The following is a 16,781-nucleotide window of genomic DNA, read 5'->3' as shown; positions in this document are numbered from 1 at the left end:
GAACGATCTGTCCTGGTACTACTGGGTACGCGGCTGATCCGGCAGCAACACCGACGAATGCTCCGGCGCCAGCCCGCCCTCTCCCTCATCCACCTGCCGCTGGGGAATAAAAACCTGCTGTGGATAAGTCTGCGCGAAATGCACCCATGGGCTGTTATCCACAAGCTTTTTCAATCGCTGGTTGAAGGCTCGGCTCACCGCATATTGCCCACCCGACACCGTACGGAACTGCGCCGTCAGCACCACGCCGTTGAGGTCCATTTTGTCGACCCCGAATACGTCGAGCGGTCCTTGCAGGTTGTACTTGAGAAACGGGTCGTCGCTGATCGAATGCCCGGCCTCGCGAATCAACTCAATCGCCTTGTCGACATCCGTGTCGTAGGTGAACTGCACCGAGAAGAACGCATAAGCAAACTGTCGGGACTGGTTAGTCACCGCCTTGATCTGGCCGAACGGCACCGAGTGCACAAAGCCCTTGCCGTCACGCAGACGCAGGGTGCGGATGGTCAGGCCTTCGACCGTGCCGGCATGCCCGGAATCGAGCACCACCCAATCGCCAATCGACAGGGTGTCTTCGATGATGATGAACAGCCCGGTAATCACATCCTGCACCAGTTGCTGGGAGCCGAAACCGATGGCCAGCCCCACCACCCCGGCGCCGGCCAGAAACGGCGCGACATTGATCCCGAGATTGGCCATGGTGGTGATCGCACAGATCACCACCAGCAGGATTTTGATCGCATTGCGCAGCAGCGGCAGGATGGTTTTCACCCGCGTGCTCGGTTGGCGTGCCGAGCGTTTGCTGACCGGTGGTTTCAGGGCCTCCTGAATCGCCGTGTCGAGCACCACCCAGACCATCCAGGTCATCAGGAAAATCAAGCCGATGCGGCTCAGCGAATCACTGATCGCCCGGCCGACCGAATTGCTCACCGCGAACTCGAAGAGTGACACCCCCCAGATACGTCCCAGGATGTCGATGAACACAATTGCCATGCCGATCCGCAGCAAGGCGTGAGAAAGGCTCAGGAAGCGCTCTTTATAGGCATTGCTGCGCCGTACCGCTTGCTCGCTGCGGGACTTGAACAGGTGATGCAACGTGGTGCTGAGGAACACCGTCGCGATCAACAGAACCGTGGTGAGCAGTGCACTGCGCAACACCTGCTGATTGTCATCGCTGATGCTGACCAGGTTCATGATCGACACCATCACCATCAACAGGATCGGCCAGTACCACAGGCCGGAAAATATCCGCAGCGTCTCGCGCAGTGCAGGCTGACTCTGACGCTGGGTCAACGGCAGAATGCGGATCAGATGCGCGACTGGACGACGCATTTTGATCACCAGCAAACCGAAGGAAATCGACGCCCCCAGCCCGGTCAATACCGCGATGCTGCTGGTGAGATTGCCACCCAGTTGGTGGGCGATTTGCGGGCTGGTCAGGGCATCGCTGATCGCGACCAGAAAGCCGATGCCAAACAGTGGTCGCGGGCTGAATTGACGAAGGATCTGCACCGCCCGGCGCTTGTGCCCGGTGTTGAACAGGACCACCAGCGTCATGACCAGCGAGGCGGCAAAGATCCCGCTGCTGGTGGCATAGGCGAAACACAGCGCCAGCGCCCGCCCGGCTGACACGGGCAGGAAGTGGCTGACAAAAATCGTCAGCGGCAGGCTGACCAGCGCTGGAATGCTGTAAGGCAATGCATAACCGAGCACGGCTTGGCCGCGTTCTCGTGTGAGCAGCAAGCGGTGCTCGCTCAGTCGCTTGGCCAACAACCCGCCGAGCAGCCAGAGCAACGCAAAGACGCCCACCCACACGCCGGACAACAGCAGGAAATCCCCCGCCACACTCCAGCTGGAACGCGCCGATGGATGATTGACCAGTTGATCCACTTCATCCGCCGCGCGGTCTGCGCGCAGACGCCAGGCGTCGACCAGGCCTTCGTTGAGATCGAGTTTGCCCTGGACTTCATCAATGCTCGAACTGATGGCCCCCAGCAAACCACCCTGGACCAGCGGTTCCGGGTGAGCCGGTGGCGTCGCGGCGCTGCTGGCCGGCATGCCCGGCAGCGCTGCCGCTTGCAGCCCGACGCTGGTGGTGAACAGAAGTAGCGCCAGCCATATCGCAGTCTTGAACGGATGCAAAACGCGGTGCTCCTTTTAGTGAGTCGATATGAACACGAAAGATCGCAGCCTTCGGCCGCGCCTACAAGCGTAGACCGGCAGGAAGTTTCAGACCTGGCGGTGTATGCGGGGCCAGCCCGATTGCTGCCGTACATCGCCCCCACGTTGGTTATTTTGTGGGCCTGTACCGTCCGTAGTTCCGTCGAAACTTTCTCGCTCGCCCCGCAGTCATCAAAAGACAGGGTTGTTCGAAGACCATCAGGCGGGAGGCGGCATGGCGGCGATTCATGTGGGTAGTTCAGGCTGGCGCTACAGCGTCCCCGGCAAACCGGTGGCCGAAGGCGTGCTGCCATGAACGTTTCCGAGCCGCTTGGCGCCGCCGACGAGCCATCGCCTATCCTCACCGCCGTGCGCAGCTTCACCGTGCTGACGGTCAACACGCACAAAGGGTTTACCGCGCTCAACCGGCGTTTCATCCTCCCGGAGTTGCGTGAAGCGGTGCGCAGCGTGTCCGCCGACGTGGTGTTTTTGCAGGAAGTCCACGGCACCCATGAACAGCATCCGCGGCGCTACAGCGATTGGCCGACGATGCCGCAATACGAATTCCTCGCCGACACCCTGTGGCCGCAGTTTGCCTATGGCCGCAATGCGGTTTACCCGGCGGGCGATCACGGCAATGCGCTGCTGTCGAAATTCCAGATCATTCGCCATGACAACCTCGACGTCTCGATCAGCGGCCATGAAAACCGCGGCATCCTGCATTGCGTGTTACGCCTGCCCGGTGACGGTCAGGAGGTTCACGCCATTTGCGTGCACCTGGGGCTGCGCGAAACCCATCGCACCGAACAGCTCAAGCTATTGAGCCGACGCCTGGCGCAGTTGCCGGACGATGCTGCGGTGATCGTGGCCGGCGACTTCAATGACTGGCGCCAACGCGCCGATGCGTTGCTCAAACCCTGTGGCTTGCGCGAAGTGTTCGCCGAACATCACGGCAAACCGGCGCGCAGTTTTCCTGCGCGAATGCCGGCACTTCGACTAGACCGCATCTACGTGCGCAACCTCAAGGCCCACCGTCCGCAAGTGCTGGCGGCGCGTCCCTGGTCACACCTTTCCGACCATGCACCGCTGTCGGTGGAGATCGAGCTATGAGCAGCCCATCGATGGAAGAAGCCCGCGTGGAACACGTGTCCACTCCCCCGAAAACCCGAGAGCCCGCCGTGGTCGATGTCGACTATGGCTGGCAAGGCAACAACCGCGTCGAGTTGCTGGAAAACGGTGAGGAGTATTTCCCCAGGGTGTTCGAGGCCATGCGCCAGGCCAAGACGGAAATCCTCTTGGAAACTTTCATCGTGTTCGAGGACAAGGTCGGCAATGAAATGCAGCAAGTGCTGATCGACGCGGCTCGGCGCGGTGTGCGGGTCACGGCCAGCCTCGACGGTTTTGGCTGTGGCGAATTGAGCACCGGGTTTCTGGCCGCATTGAGCGAGGCCGGCGTACACATCCAGATATTCGACCCGGCGCCCAAGCGTCTGGGCATTCGCACCAACTGGTTCCGTCGCCTGCACCGCAAGATTGTCGTGGTCGACGGCGCGGTGGCCTTTATCGGCGGGATCAACTTTTCCGCCGACCATTTGGGCGACTTCGGCCCCGAGGCCAAACAGGATTATTCCGTTGAAGTGCAAGGCCCGGTGGTGGCCGACATTCATCACTTCGCGCTGTTGCAATGCGGTCGCCCGGCCCGGGCCAAATACTGGTGGCAGCGCCGTCGGCAACGGCGATCGGAACTGGCCCTGGACGATCATGACGGCCAGGTTCGCCTGGTGTACCGCGACAATGGCGACCACAGCACCGACATCGAAGAGGTGTATCGGCGGGTGCTGCGCAGTGCCAAACGCCGCGTGGTGATCGCCAACGCCTACTTCTTTCCCGGTTACCGGTTGCTGCGCGAGATCCGTAACGCGGCGCGCCGGGGCGTCGACGTGCGGCTGATTCTGCAAGGTCAACCAGACATGCTGGTGGCCAAACTCGCCGCACGCATGACCTACGACTATTTGCTCAAGTCCGGTGTACAGATTCATGAGTATTGCCAACGGCCGCTGCACGGCAAAGTCGCGTTGGTCGATGAGGATTGGAGCACCGTCGGCTCAAGCAACCTCGACCCGCTGAGCCTGTCGATGAACCTGGAAGCCAACGTATTGATCCGCGACCGCGCGTTCAATCGCACGTTGTTTGAACGCCTTGAACACCTGAGCGACAACCACTGCAAAGCCATGTCCGTCGACACTGCGCCGCGCGGCCGCATCTGGCACATGACGGTCGGCTTTCTGGTGTTCCACTTCCTGCGGCACTTCCCGGCCTGGGCGGGTTGGCTGCCGGCACACAAGCCGCGCCTCAAGCCCTTCACCCAGCCGACCGGGAGCGATCATCATGAGCCACGCTGAAGCGCATTCGGGCAGTCACACCGAGCACCCCGGCAAGTCTCGCTGGAGCCGCTGGAAACGGCCGTTGACGATGCTGTTTTTCCTGGCCCTGATTGTCTTGCTGACGATGCTGGCCGAGCGCCTCGAATGGGACGAAGTGTTCAACACCCTGGCCGATTTCAAGGTGCGAACGCTGGTCATCGCTTCAGGACTGACGCTGCTGAGTTTTCTGGTGTACGCCAGTTTCGACCTGATCGGCCGCACCTACATTCGCCAAAACCTGACGTGGAAACAGATCCTGCCGGTGGGGATCATCAGCTATGCCTTCAACCTCAACCTGAGTGCATGGGTGGGGGGCATCGCCATGCGCTATCGCCTGTATTCACGGTTGGGGGTGAGCAAGGGCAACATCGCGAAAATCCTCGGTTTGAGCCTGGCGACCAACTGGTTCGGCTACATGGTGATTGCCGGCGCGGTGTTCAGCAGCGGACTGGTGCGCATGCCGCCCGGCTGGAAACTGAGCAGTGGCGCCTTACAAGGTGTGGGCGTGTTGTTGCTGCTGGCGAGCGCGGGGTATCTGGCGGCCTGCCGATTTTCCAAGCGCCGGGAATGGGCCATTCGCGGGTTGGAAATTGATCTGCCGTCACTGCGCATGGCCGTGCTGCAACTGGCCCTCGGCGCGCTGAACTGGTCGTTGATGGCCGCCGTGATTTTTACCTTGTTGCCGAGCAAGCTCGACTATCCACTGGTGCTGGGTGTGTTGCTGATCAGCGCCATCGCCGGGGTCATCACCCATATTCCGGCGGGGCTTGGGGTGCTGGAGGCCGTGTTCGTGGCGCTGCTGCAACACGAGGTTTCGCGGGGAAGCCTGGTGGCCGGGTTGCTGGCGTACCGGGCGATTTATTTCATCCTGCCGTTGTTGATTGCGTTGGTGATGTATTTGCTGGTGGAGGCCAAGGCCAAGTCGTTGCGGATCTCGAAGAAGCCTTCTTGAGGGTGTTATAAGTCTGAGGCCGCCATCGCGAGCAAGCTCGCTCCCACAGGGGAATGCATTCCAAATGTGGGAGCGAGCTTGCTCGCGATGACGGTCTCAAAAACACCGAAGATTTTTTAGCTGGACTGAATAATGCTCAACCGCTCACCCACCACCATCTCGGTAATCCAGTCCACCAGGATCGAGGTGTACGCCTGCTGTGAAACGGGCTCGCTCAAGGCGTGATCGGCGCCGTCGATAATCCGGTGGGTCAGCGAATGAGTCTGCTGACAGGCCGCGCGGTAACTCATGATGGTTGCGTGCGGCACATAGTCGTCCGTCTCGGACTCCACCAGCAGCACATCACCGGTGAATTGCGAACAGGCATGCAGCGCGCGGTTGCTGTCGGCGCGGATCAACGTGCTGCGGTAATCGCGCAGATCGGTCTTGTCCAGGTCACGCTTGGGTGTGTGCCATTGATCGTCGCGATACAGCGCCGGCACCCGCAGCGCCAGCCAGCGCACCGGACGCAATGACGTCAGGATCGAGGCCAGGTAACCGCCATAACTGGTGCCGACCACGGCGATGGCCGACGTATCGAGCGCCGGGTGCGCGAGCAGGCGGTCATACGCCGCCAACAGGTCGCGCAAGTTGTCTTCGCGGGTGACGCGCGTCAGCGGAATACCGGTGCCCCCGGTGTGGCCGCGCAAGTCGAACGTCAGGCACACGCACCCAAGACCGGCGATGCCTTTGGCCCGTTCCAGGTCCCGTTCCTGGCTGCCACCCCACCCGTGCACAAACAGCACGCCGGGAACCTTCGATTTGGGGCTCAGAAAAGTCCCGCTCATCTGTTCATCGTCGATGTCGATCTGAATGGTTTCGCTTCTAGCCGTCATAGGATTTGACCGTTACGTACTTGAGTAGAAAGTCACTGGTTTGCGCTGGCCCGCGATACACCTCGATGGCGTCCGCAGGCAGCGGCTGATCGATGTAGGTTTCGACAGACGACACGCGAATCGCGCGCATCCCCGGATCGTTGACGAAGCTCTGCAACGCCGCCACTTCCGCGCTGCTGGCGCCGCCCATGCGCCAGGATTGTTCCAGCACGCCGCTGCGTTGTTGGCCGTTACAGTCCAGGCCCTGGGCGATGTCGTAGTTGCGCCGTGAGGCATAGAAACCGGGATAGGCCTCGTCCGCAGCGCGGTCGAACACCTGCGCCTGCCGGATCGCCAACCGCACATCGTCAGGCAACGGCAGCTTGAGCAAGTCCTCGTAGTCACCCGGCACCACCAACAGGTTGGAACCGCCATACACCTGCTCGCCCTGAGCATCCTCAGTCAAGTATTGATCACCGCAGTAACTCAGCACGGTGTCGCCGATGAAACTCTGGCCGACGCTGTGGGTGATCACGTTGTCCAGATCCTGTTCCAGCACCACACCTTCGGTGAACAACTTGCTGGCATCGGGCCTGGCGAGGACTTCGTCGAACTGATCGAGGCTTTCAATCACCTCCTGGCCACGTCCGGCGCAGGCATGTACAGGCTTGAGGCGGATCGGGCCGTTGTAGAGCAAGTGTTCGGCGGCGGGTCGCGCATCGTCGAACGAGAACACGCTGAGGCCGTCCAGCACCACGCTGCGCACGCGCTCGGAAAACAGCGGTGACCAACCTGGCGGGGCGTAGGCATTTTTATTGAGCAAGCCGTGGCTGATGGCTTTGGTGCAGATGAAATCGTGATCGACGTAACCGCCCCACAAATCTTGCGGCCCTTTGACGCCGACTTGCCGGGCGGCATCGGTGCCGACCAGGGTTTGCGTCGGTAGCAGATACAGGTCACGACCGTTGTGCAGTTCCCGATCGAAACTGCCCCCGTACTTGAGGCCCAGAATCTGCGCCAGCCAACGGGCCAGTGCACGATTGGTTTCAACTTCGTGCAAGGGTGCATCCGGGTGCACGGAATGGGCGACCACCAGTTTCCTGCGGTTTGTTGGGGTCATGCGTCCCCCTTCAATCGGCGCTTGATGAGTGTAGAGGGAGAGGTGCAGAGATCAGGCCAAGCGGCGGGCGCCGCCAACAACTTTTAAATCAGATAGTTGCGCAAAGGGTAATGGCACCAGGCCTGTCTTATTCTGCACGACAGCCTGCATTTTGCACGATTCAAACCTGGCGCATGATCCTGTGGGAGCCGAGCTTGCTCGCGATGGCGATGTATCAGACACATCATTGTTGAATGTTATGGCGCAATCGCGAGCAAGCTCGGCTCCCACATGGGCTATGTAATGATCTGGCTACCGTGGGGTTGCTGCCGTCGGTGAGACACCAAACCGCGTCCGGTAATCGCTCGGCGCCAGCCCGGTGATCTTCTTGAAGGTCGAGCGAAACGCACCGGGGTCCTGATAACCCACGGTCCAGGCGATGTGATCGATGGTGCCGTTGGTGAACTCGAGCATCTCCCGGGCCTTGCCGACCCGCAGGTGCTGGCAGTACTCGGTTGGCTTGAGCCCGGTGGCTGCGCGGAATCGGCGCAGGAACGTGCGCTCTTCCAGTCCCGCCCGCTCAGCCATGGCCGTCAGTGACACATCGGTCGCGCCGGTGCTTTGCAGCCAATGCTGGACCTTGAGAATCGACGCATCGCCATGACTGAGAATCGGTGAAAAGTTGCTCCCGCATTCGCTGGCACTGTCGCTGTGTTCCACCACCAGAAACCGCGCCGTGCCGGTCGCAATACTCGGCCCCAGCAAACGGTCGACCAGGCGCAACCCCAACTCGGACCAGGCCATCAGTCCGGCCGTGGTAATCAGGTCGCCGTCATCGACGATGGGCGTGTCAGCCTTGAGTTTGATCGCTGGGTAACGCTCCGCGAAGCCTTTGGCCGAGGTCCAGTGCGTGGTGGCGCTGCGGCCGTCGAGCAGGCCGCTTTCGGCCAATAGAATGGAGCCTACGCAGACGCCTCCGAGCGTCGCGCCGCCCGCGTGTTGCTGGCGAACCCAGTCGAGCAATGCCGGCGGCACCTGGCCGGCGTAAAAACTGGCAATCGACGGCGGGATCAACACAGCCACCAAGGCCGAGTCCGGCGCGGGATGACTGTCGTAGACCCGAACGGGCGCCTGATCGCCCTCTATCCGCCAATGGCTGACCCGCAGCAGCGGCAACTGCGCAGACTGATGCTCGGTGGCGATCCGGTTGGCCACGTCGAACAAATCCGTCAGCCCATGCACCGCCGCCATCTGCGCACCGGGATAAATCAGCACGCCCAGCTCGGCGATTGCCCTTTTTGCATCCATTGTCAGTTTTCCCCCTTCTATTGTCGGTGCGGCCAATCCTCGGACGGCCTGCTAAACCCAATACTTCATCCCACACCCAACAAGCACTTCGAGGAAACAGTCATGGCCAAGCAAGCACTCATCGTAGTTGATATCCAAAACGACTACTTCCCACAAGGCAAATGGCCGCTGGTCGGCGCCGACGCCGCTGCCGATAACGCCGTTCGCCTGCTCAAGGCGTTTCGTGAGGCCGGTGATTCGGTGGTGCACATCCGCCACGAATTCACCTCCGAAGAAGCACCGTTCTTCACCCCGGGCTCCGAAGGCGCAAAGCTGCACCCCAAGGTCCTCAACCAGGCCAATGAGCCGGTGGTCCTCAAGCACTTCGTCAACTCGTTCCGCGAAACCGACCTGAAATCGATCCTAGATGAGCAAGGGGTCAAGGAGCTGGTGGTGGTCGGCAGCATGAGCCACATGTGCGTCGACGGCATCACTCGCGCCGCCAATGACTTCGGCTACGCTGTCACGGTCATCCACGACGCCTGCGCCTCCCGGGACCTGGAGTTCAACGGTGTGACCGTACCGGCTGCCCACGTACACGCCGCCTTCATGTCGGCGCTGGGTTTTGCCTACGCCAAGGTAGTGTCCACCGACGAGTTCCTCGCCGCCAGCTTCTAAATGTAAACGCCCGATTCACGTACTTCATTGGAGATCATCGACATGGCTACTCTGACGACTCGCGAAGGCAACACCCTTTACTACAAGGACTGGGGCAGCGGACAACCGGTGGTGTTCAGCCACGGCTGGCCTTTGAGCGCCGACAGTTGGGAATCGCAGATGCTGCACTTCGCCAACAACGGTTTCCGTGCCATCGCGCATGATCGTCGGGGCCATGGCCGATCGAGCCAGCCGTGGGACGGCAACGACATGGATCACTATGCCGATGACCTGGCCGAGTTGATCGAACACCTGGATTTGAAGGACGTGATTCTTTTCGGCTTTTCTACCGGCGGCGGTGAAGTTGCACGCTACATCGGTCGCCACGGCACACGCCGTCTGGCCAAGGCCGGGCTGATTTCCGCCGTACCGCCGCTGATGCTGAAAACCGAGAGCAATCCCAAAGGCCTGCCGATTGAAGTGTTTGACGGCATCCGTGCGGCGTCTATCGCCGACCGGTCGCAGCTCTACAAGGATGTTGCCAGCGGGCCATTCTTTGGCTTCAACCGCCCCGGCGCCACGTCATCGCAAGGGTTGATCGACTCGTTCTGGATGCAAGGCATGATGGGCGGTCACAAGAACACCCTGGACAGCATCAAGGCCTTCTCGGAAACGGATTTCCGTGACGACCTGAAAAAGTTTGATGTGCCGACCTTGATCATCCACGGCGATGACGACCAGATTGTGCCGATTCAGGCGGCGGGGCTTGAGAGCAAGCGATTGATCGAGCATGCCGAGCTGATTGTGTATCCGGGAGCGCCGCATGGGCTGACGGATACCCATAAAGAGCAAGTGAACGCGGACATGCTGGCCTTCGCCAAAGGCTGAGAAATACTTTGAAATACCACAGGGCCCGCCATGCTGCGGGCCTTTTGGCGTATGGCCGAAAAAACTCACGCGTGAGCCATTGATGACGCTGTATTTTGGGCGTAGGGTTTCTCACGCGTGAGATGTTCACAACGGAGTCACTGCCATGCAAAGCCGCTCCCCGTCAGGTTCGCCTGTCGAGCCTGCTGCATCAAAGAGCCCCAAGGGTGAGCGCTCAAAACCGTCCGCGAAAAAACCATCGAGCTTCTACATGAAGCAGATGCGCGCGGGCCTGGCAGCCGCCGGTTATGTGAAACACGAGACTTGGGTGCTTCCCGAAAACCGAAGCTTGCTCAAGCAGATGGAGCAACAGCTACGCCAACCGATTCTGGCTGGCTCATTCATGTCGGAGAATTACATGAGCGCAGGCAACAACTGGAACATCGATAGCCTCTTCAACGCCCTGAAGGCCCTCGACGAAGTGGTTTCGAACGACATCACCCTTTCCCTTGTTCAAGGCTCCGAGTCCAGCATCAAGCTGGAGATGAACGATTTCGGTGGCTTGCCGATTTACATCGCGGTGGTGGGCGATCAGATCATCGTGGATACCGTGCTGGTCGACGTCGAGTCCATCCACGACGTGCCGGCCTTCAACGACGCCGTGTTGCGCAGCCGGGAAATGTTCCCGCTGTCCTCCATCGGTATCGAGTCCATGCCCAACGGCCAGGTCGTTTACAACATGTTCGGCGCGCTGAGTTCCGACTCCAGCCTGACCAACGTGGTGACCGAGGTGAAAACCCTGGTCGACAACGTCCAGCGTGCCAGCGAAGCCTTCGAACGCTTCTTCAAGTAATTATCAGGAAAGGAAGATCCAATGACTCAGTCCATCTGGAGCAAACTGTTCACCGCGCTGCGTGGCGGTGCCAGCGAAGTTGGCGAAGCAATCGTCGACCAACAGGCCCTGCGCATCCTCGACCAGGAAATTCGCGATGCTGACAGCGCGCTGGCCAATGCCAAGCGCGAGCTGGTCACCATCATGGCCAAGCACAAACTGTCGGCCGACCGCGTCAGCGAGTACCACGCCAAAATCAAGGACCTGGAATCCAAGGCCATGGCCGCGATCCAGGCCAACCGCGAAGACCTGGCGATGGAAGTGGCCGAAGCGATTTCGACCCTGACCAACGAACTCGATGTCGAGCAAAAGCAGGCCACCGAATTCGGCGGTTACGCGGACAACATGCGTAAAGACATCACCAAAGCCGAAAACCGCATCAAGAGCCTGCGCCAGCAAGTGGACATGGCCAAGGCCCGCGAAAGCGTGCAGAAAGCCCAGGTCAGCGCCTCCATCGCCAGCGGCGGCGCCAATGGCAAGCTGGAAACCGCCGTCGGCACCCTGAACCGTTTGCAGGCCAAGCAGCAGCAACGCGCTGCAGAACTGGAAGCACAGGACCAACTGGCCGACGCCTCGACTGGCACCGACCTGGAACGCAAACTGCGCGAAGCCGGCATCACGCCGAACGAAGGCAGCGCCAACGCGATCCTGGAACGCCTGAAGCAGAAATCGGCCGAGTAACGCGGTCGGGGCAACACCAAAAACCTTGTGGGAGCGAGCTTGCTCGCGATTGCGGAGCGTCAGCCAACATTGATGTTGAATGACATACCGTCATCGCGAGCAAGCTCGCTCCCACAATGGGAATTGCGTTTCAGTTTTGTCGAGCAGAGGTCAAGGATGGATGCCCTGAAGGGTTTCAAGCTAATCGCCGGCCTGGCCATCTTCATGGTCGCGCTACAAGTGATCAACGCGGCGACCGGCTACAGCCTTATGGCGTTCGGCCTGGTTCCCAGAACCGTGCATGGACTGATGGGCATCGTCACTTCACCTTTTTTGCACGCGTCCTTCTCGCACCTGAGTGCCAACCTGATTGCCTTTTTGGTACTGGGTACGCTGGTGATCGTCGATGGGCTCAATCGGTTCATGACCGTCAGCGCCATCATTATTCTGCTGGGCGGCTCGCTGGTCTGGCTGTTCGGTTTTACCGGCGTACACATTGGCGCCAGCGGTTGGGTTTTCGGGCTGTGGGCGTACATTCTGTCGCGCGCCTGGTTCCAGAAGAGCTGGGGCAACGTTATGACGGCAGGCCTCGTTGCCTTGTTGTATGGCGGATTGGTCTTTGGCTTCCTGCCTCGTCGGGGCATTTCATTCGAAGGGCATCTGTTCGGGGCATTCGCCGGTTTTATTGCAGCCAAGGTACTTCTATCTGCGCCACGCAGCAGGTTTAATGCCGCCCGTTAACGCATTCGGGCACACCGACACCGAGGCGATGACTTCGCCAGGAACGCGTGCCCCACAGAGTCAGGGACGAAATGTCGATATTCCTTTTATTACGCCTGTATGCCTCGTCCCTGTTCCACCGTTTCGGCTGGGCGGGCCTGGTGATTGCGTTGGGCATCCACCTGACCACCGCCTGGCTGGGGCTGGTGTTGCTGGGCGAACATCAGCTCACCACCCCCGCCACGTTTACCTACTTCTATCTCACCACCACGCTGACCGTCGGCTATGGCGACCTCGCGCCGCAGACCTCGGCCGGGCGGATTTTCGTGGCGACCTGGGTCATGCTCGGTGGCATTGCGCTGCTGACAGCGGCGATTGGCAAAACCACCAGCAGTGTTATCGATGCATGGAGAAAAGGCATGAAGGGCAAAGGCGATTTCACCGGCAAGGTCGGCCATACGGTTCTCATCGGCTGGGAAGGCGCGTGCAGCGAACGGGTCATTGAATTGTTGTTGCAGGACGAAACCTCCAACGACAACCTGATCGTGATTTGCGATTGCACCCTTGAAGAAAACCCCATGCCGGGCAAGGCCAGCTTCATCAAAGGTGACAGCCTGTCCTCGGCGGCGTTATTACTGCGCGCCGGTGTTCCGGGTGCCGAGCGCGTGCTGGTGCGAACCCCGTCAGACGATTTGACCCTGGCCACCGTGCTGGCGGTCAATCAACTGAACCCGATCGGGCACGTGGTCGCGCATTTCAATGAAAGCGAAATCGCCGCACTCGCCAGCGCCTACGCCCCCACTCTCGAATGCACCTCAAGCATGGCCATCGAGATGTTGGTGCGCGCCTCTCAGGACCCGGGCTCGTCCATGGTCATCAATGAGTTGCTGTGCGTGGGTGAAGGCGCGACCCAATACCTGATGAAACTGCCCGAAACGTATGAGGCCACCTTTGGTGACCTGTACGCGCAGATGAAAGAACGCCATAACGCCACTCTCATCGGCTATCGCGCCAAAGGCGCCCAACACCCTTCGATCAACCCGCCCAACGCGACACGCGTTGAGGGCGGCGAACTCTTCTACATCGCCTCCACTCGCCTCAAGGAGATCTCCCATGGGATGGTTTAAACAGTTGATGGGGCTTGAGGCCCCGAACGCGAATACCGATTCGAAATGGACCGCCAGTGAAACCCTGCCGGCAGCGGGCCCACTGGGCCTGGGGTTGGGCAAAGGCGTGATGTTCGACACCAGCCTGAAATTGTTGCTCGACGGCAACACCACCGTGACGATTCCGGGTTCCCAGCAGATCTGGAGCAACGGCACCATCGATCTCGGGCAGTCTACCTGGCTCTCGCGCTACTACATGAACGACGAAGAATACTGGCTGCAGGTGCACACCACCGGCGATATCGCCGGGCAGGTCGAGTCGGTGATCCTGTTCAACTACCTCAGCTACATCACCATCAGCAGCGAGGCGGAATTGCGCCGACTGGCCGGCCCGCAAAGCCTGATCGGCTTGCCGACCTACACCCACAACGGCGTCGAATACACCCGCGAATGGGGCACCGAGAATGGCCAGACCGAATTGGTGGCGCTGAGCGAACAGCTGAAAAATCCGGAGGACGCCTACAGCATCGAGCACCGTTCAATGCTGTACGCCCGCGAAACCGGCCTGACCGATCGCCGGGAATTTCTGCTGTTCTCCGTCGAAGAAGACGCTGAAGGCACCATCAGTTTGAGCACGTCGTTGGGTGTCTCGCTGTACACCACCGACCTGAACACTTTTTAACAAGGAAGACGTCCATGCTAGAAGCTCTCTCCATCTCTCTGAACCCGGCGGCTGTGCTCGGGTTTGTTTCGTACATCCTCGGCGCCGCGGTGTTGTTCGCGCTGTTCCAGTTCATCTACACCCGCATCACGCCGCACAAAGAGTTCGAACTGATCCGCTCGGGCAACGTGGCGGCCGCCATCGCCCTCGGTGGTGCCATCATTGGTTTCGCCATCCCGGCCAGCAATGTGATTGCCTATTCGATCAGTCTGCTCGACTTCGTTGTCTGGGCCGTCATCGCCGCCTTCGTGCAACTGCTGGCGTTCTTGATGACCAGCCTGGTACTCAAAGGCACCTCGGAGCGCATCAAAAAAGGTGAAATCGCCGCGGGCATTTATGTGGCGGCAGTGGCCATCAGCGTCGGCATGCTCAACGCCGCGTGCATGACCCCTTCCCAGAACTGATCGCGCAGCGGAGATTTCGATGAAACGAAGCAAGTACGTTCAGCTCTCGCTGGCCGCATCGGTCGCCATGGCGATATCCGGTTGCGGGCCAACGGAAAAAACCTACGCGGTGCAGAAGAAGTACAACTTCCAGTCCGTCCAGCAATGCGCCGATGAAAAACTCCCGGTGGACGTCTGCTCCGATGCCTACATGAGCGCCATGGCCGAGCATCGTCGCATTGCCCCGGTGTACGACAACCAGGCCGATTGCGATGCCGATTTTGTCGCCGACTGGTGCCAGCAGGACTCGACCGGCAAGTTCATCCCCAGGCTGGGCGGCTTCGAGCTGACCGCTGATGGCCAGGTGACGCAATCCCAGGTGGACGCCGCCAAGGCACAACTGCCGGCCTCGGAAGCCAACACCGGCGGCTCGGGGTTTTCCACCAGCAGCCTGCTGACCGGGCTGTTGATCGGCAACATGCTGAGCAACAACCGCAACAGCTATTACTCCCAACCGGTCTACCGCTACCGCGATGATCGCGGCAACTATGGCTCCTCAACCCTCAACCAACGCATCGCCAACGGTTCGACGTTCAACCGGTCCAACCAGGCGAAGTACGGCGGCAGCGGCAGCTACAGCAACACCATCAGCAAATCGGCAAGCAAGCCGGTTTCTTCCGTTGCCTCGTCGACGTCGCGTGGCGGTTTCGGCAGCAAGGCCAGCGCACGCAGCGGCTGGGGCGGCGGGTCGAGCAGTTAAGGAAACCGGGCCATGAAGAAGATCCATTGCGCAGAGCGTCATGACTGGAAACAGACCGCCGAAGGTCTCGGCTTTCTGTTTCACACCATCGATGGCGAACCCTATTGGGACGAGAGCGCGTATTACCAGTTCACGCTCAAGCAAATCGAAAACGATCTGGAGGACCCGACCACCGAGATCCATGAGATGTGCATGGACCTGGTGGCCCGCGTGGTTCAGAGCGAGGAGTTGCTGGAACGCCTGAGTATTCCGTCGGCGTTCTACGACATGATTCGCACGTCATGGCTTGAAGGTCACCCGCACCTGTATGGGCGCATGGACTTCTCCTACAACGGCACCGGGCCGGCCAAGTTGCTGGAACTCAACTACGACACGCCGACCAGCTTGTATGAGGCGGCGGCGTTTCAATGGGGCTGGCTGGAGCAATGCATCGAACGCGGTTTGCTGCCCAAGCATGCCGACCAGTTCAATAGCATCGACACCAAACTCCATCAGGCCTTTGCTCAACTGCAGCTCAAACAGCCCTTCTATTTCGCCTCGATGAAACATTCGGTCGAAGACAAGGGCACCACCGACTATTTGCGACTGGTCGCGGAAAAAGTCGGCATAGAATCCCGGCACATCGATATCGAAGACATCGGCCTCACCAGCGACGGACGATTCGTCGATCTCGAAGATCGCTGGATCCCGCACTTGTTCAAGCTGCATGCCTGGGAATTCATTTTCCACGAGCCCTTCGGCGCCGCGATTGCCCAGAGTGACACCCAGTTTTTCGAGCCGGCGTGGAAATCCATCATCTCCAACAAGGGCATCCTGCCGTTGCTGTGGGAGTTCAACAAAGGTCACCCGAACCTGCTCGCTGCTCACCTGGACATGGATCCGAACAAAGCGGTGCCCAAGGGCTGGGTGCGTAAACCGTTCTTCTCCCGTGAAGGCGCCAACATCGAGCTGCAAACGGCCGATGGCCTGATCGTCAAAGAAGATGGGCCCTACACGGATGCGCCGTTTATCCTCCAGGAGTTCGCCCCGCTGCCGAAGTTTGGCGACAGCTATACGCTGATTGGCTCTTGGGTGATTGGCGATCAGGCCGCCGGTATTGGCGTGCGGGAAGACAACAGTTTGATCACCAAGGATTCGAGCCGGTTTTTGCCGCACCTGATACTCGACTGAGCAATACGTCGTGCATAAGAAACCCCGGTGCCGTGCATCGGGCGTTCGGGTGAAAACAGGGCTAAACCAA

The 16,781-nt window shown here is 60.0% G+C and carries 17 protein-coding genes; 13 read left to right on the top strand and 4 right to left on the bottom strand.

The window, feature by feature from the left end; genetic code table 11:
- Positions 1–18 precede the first annotated feature (18 nt).
- Positions 19–2,142, bottom strand: a complete 2,124-nt coding sequence (locus tag BMS17_RS15265; RefSeq protein WP_077431183.1) for a mechanosensitive ion channel family protein — start codon at positions 2,140–2,142, stop codon at positions 19–21.
- A gap of 330 nt (positions 2,143–2,472) precedes the next feature.
- On the opposite strand from BMS17_RS15265, the gene BMS17_RS15260 reads away from it, so the two are divergent.
- Genes BMS17_RS15260 through BMS17_RS15250 form a run of 3 tightly spaced genes read left to right on the top strand, consistent with a single transcriptional unit; the run spans position 2,473 to position 5,535 of the window.
- The gene (locus BMS17_RS15260) at positions 2,473–3,270 is read left to right on the top strand and encodes an endonuclease/exonuclease/phosphatase family protein (RefSeq protein ID WP_077431182.1); all 798 of its coding nucleotides are present in this window, start codon (positions 2,473–2,475) and stop codon (positions 3,268–3,270) included.
- On the top strand, positions 3,267–4,562 hold the full coding sequence (gene clsB, locus BMS17_RS15255; RefSeq protein WP_046028818.1) for a cardiolipin synthase ClsB: 1,296 nt from the start codon (positions 3,267–3,269) through the stop codon (positions 4,560–4,562). Before BMS17_RS15260 ends, clsB begins: the two co-directional genes overlap by 4 nt.
- A complete protein-coding gene (locus BMS17_RS15250; protein ID WP_046028820.1) occupies positions 4,549–5,535 on the top strand; it encodes a lysylphosphatidylglycerol synthase domain-containing protein in 987 nt (328 codons plus the stop codon). The genes clsB and BMS17_RS15250 overlap by 14 nt, the downstream gene beginning before the upstream one ends.
- A 116-nt stretch (positions 5,536–5,651) precedes the next feature.
- Here BMS17_RS15250 and BMS17_RS15245 read toward each other — a convergent pair whose 3' ends face one another.
- The 3 genes from BMS17_RS15245 to BMS17_RS15235 form a co-directional block, all read right to left on the bottom strand.
- Positions 5,652–6,410 (bottom strand): S9 family peptidase, encoded by a 759-nt coding sequence (locus tag BMS17_RS15245; RefSeq protein WP_077431181.1) that lies wholly within the window; start codon positions 6,408–6,410, stop codon positions 5,652–5,654.
- On the bottom strand, positions 6,400–7,509 hold the full coding sequence (locus tag BMS17_RS15240) for a DUF3182 family protein (RefSeq protein ID WP_046028824.1): 1,110 nt from the start codon (positions 7,507–7,509) through the stop codon (positions 6,400–6,402). Before BMS17_RS15240 ends, BMS17_RS15245 begins: the two co-directional genes overlap by 11 nt.
- A gap of 291 nt (positions 7,510–7,800) precedes the next feature.
- Positions 7,801–8,796 (bottom strand): GlxA family transcriptional regulator, encoded by a 996-nt coding sequence (locus BMS17_RS15235; RefSeq protein WP_046028825.1) that lies wholly within the window; start codon positions 8,794–8,796, stop codon positions 7,801–7,803.
- A 102-nt stretch (positions 8,797–8,898) separates the two neighbouring features.
- On the opposite strand from BMS17_RS15235, the gene BMS17_RS15230 reads away from it, so the two are divergent.
- The 10 genes from BMS17_RS15230 to BMS17_RS15185 all read left to right on the top strand — a co-directional run bounded on the left by BMS17_RS15230 (position 8,899) and on the right by BMS17_RS15185 (position 16,711).
- Positions 8,899–9,453 (top strand): cysteine hydrolase family protein, encoded by a 555-nt coding sequence (locus BMS17_RS15230; RefSeq protein WP_046028827.1) that lies wholly within the window; start codon positions 8,899–8,901, stop codon positions 9,451–9,453.
- A gap of 42 nt (positions 9,454–9,495) precedes the next feature.
- Positions 9,496–10,320: an alpha/beta fold hydrolase gene (locus tag BMS17_RS15225; RefSeq protein WP_046028829.1), complete on the top strand. Its 825-nt coding sequence runs from the start codon at positions 9,496–9,498 to the stop codon at positions 10,318–10,320.
- A gap of 250 nt (positions 10,321–10,570) precedes the next feature.
- Positions 10,571–11,152: a YjfI family protein gene (locus BMS17_RS15220; protein WP_175648965.1), complete on the top strand. Its 582-nt coding sequence runs from the start codon at positions 10,571–10,573 to the stop codon at positions 11,150–11,152.
- A 21-nt stretch (positions 11,153–11,173) separates the two neighbouring features.
- The gene (locus BMS17_RS15215; RefSeq protein WP_046028833.1) at positions 11,174–11,872 is read left to right on the top strand and encodes a PspA/IM30 family protein; all 699 of its coding nucleotides are present in this window, start codon (positions 11,174–11,176) and stop codon (positions 11,870–11,872) included.
- A gap of 156 nt (positions 11,873–12,028) precedes the next feature.
- Positions 12,029–12,592, top strand: coding sequence for a rhomboid family intramembrane serine protease (locus BMS17_RS15210; protein ID WP_046028835.1), 564 nt, complete (start codon positions 12,029–12,031; stop codon positions 12,590–12,592).
- Between the two features lie 71 nt (positions 12,593–12,663).
- Complete coding sequence (locus BMS17_RS15205; RefSeq protein WP_046028838.1) at positions 12,664–13,698, top strand: ion channel; 1,035 nt, start codon at positions 12,664–12,666, stop codon at positions 13,696–13,698.
- Complete coding sequence (locus tag BMS17_RS15200; protein ID WP_046028840.1) at positions 13,685–14,359, top strand: DUF2491 family protein; 675 nt, start codon at positions 13,685–13,687, stop codon at positions 14,357–14,359. The genes BMS17_RS15205 and BMS17_RS15200 overlap by 14 nt, the downstream gene beginning before the upstream one ends.
- A 14-nt stretch (positions 14,360–14,373) precedes the next feature.
- On the top strand, positions 14,374–14,802 hold the full coding sequence (locus BMS17_RS15195; RefSeq protein ID WP_027924370.1) for a DUF350 domain-containing protein: 429 nt from the start codon (positions 14,374–14,376) through the stop codon (positions 14,800–14,802).
- Between the two features lie 19 nt (positions 14,803–14,821).
- On the top strand, positions 14,822–15,541 hold the full coding sequence (locus BMS17_RS15190; RefSeq protein ID WP_046028842.1) for a DUF1190 domain-containing protein: 720 nt from the start codon (positions 14,822–14,824) through the stop codon (positions 15,539–15,541).
- A gap of 12 nt (positions 15,542–15,553) precedes the next feature.
- A complete protein-coding gene (locus BMS17_RS15185; RefSeq protein ID WP_046028844.1) occupies positions 15,554–16,711 on the top strand; it encodes a glutathionylspermidine synthase family protein in 1,158 nt (385 codons plus the stop codon).
- The last annotated feature ends 70 nt before the right edge of the window (positions 16,712–16,781 follow it).

The organism is Pseudomonas sp. C9, assembly GCF_002000165.1.
Classification (GTDB): domain Bacteria; phylum Pseudomonadota; class Gammaproteobacteria; order Pseudomonadales; family Pseudomonadaceae; genus Aquipseudomonas.
The sequence above is the reverse complement of the archived record's forward strand: the minus strand, read 5'-3'. Positions and strand labels throughout refer to the sequence as shown.

What these genes read in the sequence shown, in the direction of transcription:
- BMS17_RS15195 (WP_027924370.1), top strand. Translation starts at nt 14,374, where the DNA reads ATGCTAGAAGCTCTCTCCATCTCTCTGAACCCGGCGGCTGTGCTCGGG.
- BMS17_RS15220 (WP_175648965.1), top strand. Translation starts at nt 10,571, where the DNA reads ATGAAGCAGATGCGCGCGGGCCTGGCAGCCGCCGGTTATGTGAAACAC.
- BMS17_RS15240 (WP_046028824.1), bottom strand. Translation starts at nt 7,509, where the DNA reads ATGACCCCAACAAACCGCAGGAAACTGGTGGTCGCCCATTCCGTGCAC.
- BMS17_RS15225 (WP_046028829.1), top strand. Translation starts at nt 9,496, where the DNA reads ATGGCTACTCTGACGACTCGCGAAGGCAACACCCTTTACTACAAGGAC.
- BMS17_RS15245 (WP_077431181.1), bottom strand. Translation starts at nt 6,410, where the DNA reads ATGACGGCTAGAAGCGAAACCATTCAGATCGACATCGACGATGAACAG.
- BMS17_RS15260 (WP_077431182.1), top strand. Translation starts at nt 2,473, where the DNA reads ATGAACGTTTCCGAGCCGCTTGGCGCCGCCGACGAGCCATCGCCTATC.
- BMS17_RS15230 (WP_046028827.1), top strand. Translation starts at nt 8,899, where the DNA reads ATGGCCAAGCAAGCACTCATCGTAGTTGATATCCAAAACGACTACTTC.
- BMS17_RS15250 (WP_046028820.1), top strand. Translation starts at nt 4,549, where the DNA reads ATGAGCCACGCTGAAGCGCATTCGGGCAGTCACACCGAGCACCCCGGC.
- BMS17_RS15190 (WP_046028842.1), top strand. Translation starts at nt 14,822, where the DNA reads ATGAAACGAAGCAAGTACGTTCAGCTCTCGCTGGCCGCATCGGTCGCC.
- BMS17_RS15210 (WP_046028835.1), top strand. Translation starts at nt 12,029, where the DNA reads ATGGATGCCCTGAAGGGTTTCAAGCTAATCGCCGGCCTGGCCATCTTC.
- BMS17_RS15205 (WP_046028838.1), top strand. Translation starts at nt 12,664, where the DNA reads ATGTCGATATTCCTTTTATTACGCCTGTATGCCTCGTCCCTGTTCCAC.
- BMS17_RS15215 (WP_046028833.1), top strand. Translation starts at nt 11,174, where the DNA reads ATGACTCAGTCCATCTGGAGCAAACTGTTCACCGCGCTGCGTGGCGGT.
- clsB (WP_046028818.1), top strand. Translation starts at nt 3,267, where the DNA reads ATGAGCAGCCCATCGATGGAAGAAGCCCGCGTGGAACACGTGTCCACT.
- BMS17_RS15185 (WP_046028844.1), top strand. Translation starts at nt 15,554, where the DNA reads ATGAAGAAGATCCATTGCGCAGAGCGTCATGACTGGAAACAGACCGCC.
- BMS17_RS15235 (WP_046028825.1), bottom strand. Translation starts at nt 8,796, where the DNA reads ATGGATGCAAAAAGGGCAATCGCCGAGCTGGGCGTGCTGATTTATCCC.
- BMS17_RS15200 (WP_046028840.1), top strand. Translation starts at nt 13,685, where the DNA reads ATGGGATGGTTTAAACAGTTGATGGGGCTTGAGGCCCCGAACGCGAAT.